This is a genomic window from Methanospirillum sp. (genome assembly GCF_028679455.1).
Classification (GTDB): Archaea; Halobacteriota; Methanomicrobia; order Methanomicrobiales; family Methanospirillaceae; genus Methanospirillum.
The window spans coordinates 1-4,253 of record NZ_JAJRBM010000010.1 but is presented as its reverse complement, the minus strand read 5'-3'; the positions used below and the strand labels follow the sequence as shown (position 1 = coordinate 4,253).

At 47.9% G+C, this 4,253-nt stretch carries 6 protein-coding genes; 3 read left to right on the top strand and 3 right to left on the bottom strand.

Translation table 11 applies throughout. The features are described 5' to 3' along the window. Positions 1-168 precede the first annotated feature (168 nt). Positions 169-609, top strand: a complete 441-nt coding sequence (locus tag LUQ50_RS00290; RefSeq protein WP_300034392.1) for an NUDIX domain-containing protein — start codon at positions 169-171, stop codon at positions 607-609. A 116-nt stretch (positions 610-725) separates the two neighbouring features. Here the strand turns inward: LUQ50_RS00290 and LUQ50_RS00285 are convergent, their stop codons facing one another. Both LUQ50_RS00285 and LUQ50_RS00280 read right to left on the bottom strand, forming a co-directional pair. Beyond that, a complete protein-coding gene (locus LUQ50_RS00285) occupies positions 726-1,325 on the bottom strand; it encodes an NAD(P)H-dependent oxidoreductase (protein ID WP_300034389.1) in 600 nt (199 codons plus the stop codon). Further along, a complete protein-coding gene (locus LUQ50_RS00280; RefSeq protein WP_300034386.1) occupies positions 1,325-1,525 on the bottom strand; it encodes a hypothetical protein in 201 nt (66 codons plus the stop codon). The genes LUQ50_RS00285 and LUQ50_RS00280 overlap by 1 nt, the downstream gene beginning before the upstream one ends. 759 nt (positions 1,526-2,284) lie before the next feature. Between LUQ50_RS00280 and LUQ50_RS00275 the strand changes: the two genes are divergently transcribed. Together LUQ50_RS00275 and LUQ50_RS00270 are read left to right on the top strand one after the other, a co-directional pair. Beyond that, positions 2,285-2,431 carry a P-II family nitrogen regulator gene (locus tag LUQ50_RS00275; protein WP_300034383.1) on the top strand — a complete coding sequence of 49 codons (147 nt, stop codon included), beginning with the start codon at positions 2,285-2,287 and terminating at the stop codon, positions 2,429-2,431. Positions 2,432-2,505: 74 nt separating this feature from the next. Further along, a complete protein-coding gene (locus LUQ50_RS00270; RefSeq protein WP_300034380.1) occupies positions 2,506-3,783 on the top strand; it encodes a CBS domain-containing protein in 1,278 nt (425 codons plus the stop codon). A 53-nt stretch (positions 3,784-3,836) separates the two neighbouring features. On the opposite strand, the gene LUQ50_RS00265 is transcribed toward LUQ50_RS00270, so the two are convergent. Next, a partial coding sequence (locus tag LUQ50_RS00265) for an SbcC/MukB-like Walker B domain-containing protein (RefSeq protein WP_300034377.1) occupies positions 3,837-4,253 on the bottom strand: 417 nt, incomplete at its 5' end.

Genomic DNA, 4,253 nt, shown 5'->3' with positions numbered 1-4,253 from the left:
GTGAAGATCTGGGATCCTGGGATCCGTATACCCAGAGTTATACCAACAAGGGTGCCTATTCAGGTCTCTGGTAATCAGGTCTGCTCATCAGGTATCATCATCCTTTTTTCGTTCCCACGGGCCTTGTAATCCGCAATGATTATCAATCCCGATAGGTGATCTTGTAATATGACTTCCAAACCATTCGCCCTTTCAGTAAGGATCGTCCTGTTTGATCAGCACGGACACATCCTCGTGCTGAAACGCTCAAAATCATCAAGAACCAACCCTGGGAAGTGGGAACTCCCGGGAGGGAAGATAGACAAAGATGAAGCGTTTGATGCCGCATTAAAGCGTGAAGTTCTCGAAGAAACCGGATTTCAGGTAGTGATTCATACCGCTGCAGGGACAGCGATGCAAGAGACCGAAGAGTGGCGGGTTGTCCACCTGGTCATGATCGGCTCAATGATGAGCGGGGGTCTTGCTATAAGCAGTGAACACGAGGAGTACAGATGGGCATCCCCGATTGAACTTGGAGGGCTTGAAAAGGCAGACTGGTTCGAAGAGTACTTCCGGATGTACCTGCAGGCCATTCCGGCTGCACCAAAGGAAAGCACCGGATCAGAATAACAGGTTCGGATGATTCGCATCACCCCTCATTTTTCAGAAGTATGAGATCAGTTCTTTATTGAGAGTATCAACCGATACAGCGGAAAATTTACTGTATACAGTTTAATCCCGTCTGATCATGGGATCCCGGGGAAGATCCGGGCCGCAAGATCACCCATCTCAGCAATCCATCTTCTCCGTAGTTCCGGCGTGCTGGTCACCACGATCCTGAGGATCTCCCGGGTGACATTCGTAACCCCGCACAGACCAAAGACACAGTCACGCCATATCCGTTCGAGAGGATCGCCAAATACCAGGTTCTCCCGATCTTCACGGGTGTTAGAGGTATTGATCACCAGAGCAGCCTGAATCCTGAGAAGCCCTTCCGGCACCCCTTCTCCTGAATCATCACCCACAAACCGGTAGGCAAGCCCGGGACGAATAACCCGGTCTATCCAGCCGGTAAGAATCGCCGGGGGCTGCCCCCACCAGTTTGGATGGATGATGACAATCCCATCAGCATCACTCAGTTCACGACAATGGCGGAAGATTACCGGATCCAACCTTACATCACGTGGTATCTCTCCAGCGGGAAGAAGAGGATCGAACTGTTCAGCGTACAGATCATGAAACCAGATACTGTGCCCTTCTTCTTCCAGTCGTTGACGGACCGCAGCTGCTATTGCATGATTCAGACTTGAGGGATCCGGGTGAGCAAGGATGATCAGTATCTGCATTACTCAGGATTTCTGACCTCTCCTATATCGTCCTTCTCTAATAACCTGGTTTCACACCATTGGATGAGATCCTGCTGGTTCAAACCCTCAGGTACTGCTTCTGCATTCCGTGCCGCAGCAACTCCGTCAATCCGGGTCATCCCGAGCACCATGAGCAACACCATTGCAAAGTGCCAGTTCTTCTTATCTCTGCCCCACAATGAACCAGAACATCACTCCAGGATGGCAAGATAGAAATGCAGATCCCCGGACTATGGCACTGGCACTTATCTCACTCATAAGCGGACTCATTGGTCGGTTGTACAAGGAAGCGAACCTGACGAGATTAAAAAATCGTTTCTATGAGATTGGTAAAATAATCTTGGGGATATCGGATAGCAATAGAGATGACATGTCACCCCGGATTTTCCATCCATAACTTCTATCACTCATCCCAACAGAGCAAAGGTCATGCCAGCCGACTCTTCTGTCCATGGCACTGCCGTACAGCATCCAGACCTTTTCTTTTCAAGCACACCGCCTCCGGATTGGGACTAGCAGTCCCTGTTATAAACTGCCTGACTGGTGTGTGGCCCTATCAGGGAGATGAACACCAGTGACCAAGTCCTTTCTTTTCTGATAATCATCATTACCTAAATGGTTACGTGGAGAGATCTGATGTTCCAGTTGTCTGAAACCGGGTTTGAATAGATTTCTCACAAACATCAGAGATCCGGAATATAAATAGAGATTACAGTCAAAACCAATAATTTCATAGGGGCACAATACATCCGTGTGAAAAAGGTAGAAGCGTTTGCAAGAGTTGAAAAGATAACCAACGTCCGCAATGCCCTGAAAGCTTTTGGACATGGTTCCATGATCAATTATGACATATGGTATCGTGGGACGACAAAAGAGGTCAGTCAGTATAACGTCGAGTCACTCTATGACTTCATGCCCAAAATAAAGGTTGAGAGGTCGTGGACGATAAGATTGTCCAGGATATTGCCGATATTCTGTGCGAGAGTTCGCATACCGGAAATATTGGAGATGGGAAAATATTCATCATCCCGGTTGATGAAGCAATCAGAATTCAGACCAGGGAGAACGGGGACATGATCCTCTGAACCACCTGTCAACACCGATACCACCCCTTATGTAATCAGGTTACCAATCTCATATAACCAAACCGGACACTGTTATGATCGAAGGAGAACCGATATCCAGACCGATTAATGTCTCCATATACTTTACTGAACTCCTCTCCAAAAAGGTTACAGCCAATGGAAAGAAGATTGGAAAACTACAGGATCTCCTCATCATCGAGACATTACGTTGTCCTGAAGTAACTCATTTTGTTGTAAACCAGCGGGGAAGAGAGGCTCCACTCATTATCCCTTGGGAAAAAGTGCTCTCTATTCATGAAAGTACCATAGCGGTTGTGTCAGATTTCCTATCACCCTATGAGCACAAACCGGCAGAGGGAGCGATCAGACTCCAGGAATATATTCTGAATAAGAAGGTGATTGATCTCAAGGATCATGAGATCAAGATGGTGCATGATCTCCACCTGATCATCAACATGTTCAACAAACTTCTCGTATTTGAGGTTGATTTCAGCAATCTCAACAATCTCCGCAGGTACGGATTACAGTGGCTGGCAAAATTTATCCAGAGTGGAAATGAGGAAGAGGTCTCAACGATTCCCTGGAATGATATTCAACTCCTTCCCCCGTCACCAGGAGAAGAAAAGCGGGGGTTCAATATCAAGTCACTGAAAAAGAGTCTCTCCCGGATGCACCCGGTGGATCTTGCGGATATCATTGAAGATATGGACCAGGATCAGCGGGTCGTGGTATTTTCAGAACTGGATACCAGTATGGCATCAGACACACTCGAGGAGATCGCTCCCCCGATTCAGCGTGAGATCGTATCGGTACTGACCCGTGAGAAGGCAGTTGCGGTCATCAACGAGATGACTCCCGGTCAGGCTGCAGATGTACTTGAAGGGATTCCGTATGATGAGGCCAGGGATATCCTTGATACCATGACCGCAGAAAAGGCAAAAAAAGTCAGGTCCATCCTTGAAAAATCAGAGGAGAACATCCTGGATTATACCACAACCCGGTTCATCATGCTCCCTCCTGATGCAAGAGTAGAAACAGTCAGGGATGAATACCCCAGGCTGGCACGGGATAAAGATGTCATCATGTACCTCTATATCGTCGATGACTCCGATATCCTCCGTGGTATTGTTGATATCAAAGAGTTACTACAGGCAGATGATGACGCCAATCTTATAGACATCATGGTGTATGAGATGATAACCCTGACAACCGAGAGCACGCTCAAAGAAGCTGCAGAAGAGTTTACCCGGTATGATTTCAGGGCACTGCCGGTTACCGACCCGGATGGAAAGATCATAGGGGTCGTTCCGTACCGCGATATCATGAAACTCAGGCATCACACCAATGAGTAATCTCCCGCTATTCATCACAAGATATCCAGCAGAAAGGTAAGTTAATGCTCCGATCAACTCACCTTTCTGCATCCGGGTGCAACGATCACACTTCTTCCATGACTTCGCTTTTCAACCAGAATGCGGGTTGATATCCGCTCTTTAATAGCAGGAACATGAGAGATGATCCCGATCAGTTTTCCCTGTTGCTGCAGCCCTGATAAAGCCCCGAGAGCGGTATCCAGAGATTCATCATCCAGGGTTCCGAATCCTTCATCCAGGAAGAGGGAGTCAACCCTGACATGTTTGCTCACCATTCCTGCAAGGCCAAGGGCTAGGGCAAGACTTATAATAAACCGTTCTCCTCCTGATAGGTTCCTCGTGCTTCTGACATCTCCAGCCTGCCAGGTATCGAGGACCGCAAGATCAAGAGGAAGTGAAGGGTCAGGTTGAAGCAGGTACCGATCGGTCATCACCTGTAGATGATGGTT

Coding starts and splice junctions, on each gene's coding strand:
- LUQ50_RS00290 (WP_300034392.1), top strand. CDS start 169: ATGACTTCCAAACCATTCGCCCTTTCAGTAAGGATCGTCCTGTTTGAT.
- LUQ50_RS00285 (WP_300034389.1), bottom strand. CDS start 1,325: ATGCAGATACTGATCATCCTTGCTCACCCGGATCCCTCAAGTCTGAAT.
- LUQ50_RS00270 (WP_300034380.1), top strand. CDS start 2,506: ATGATCGAAGGAGAACCGATATCCAGACCGATTAATGTCTCCATATAC.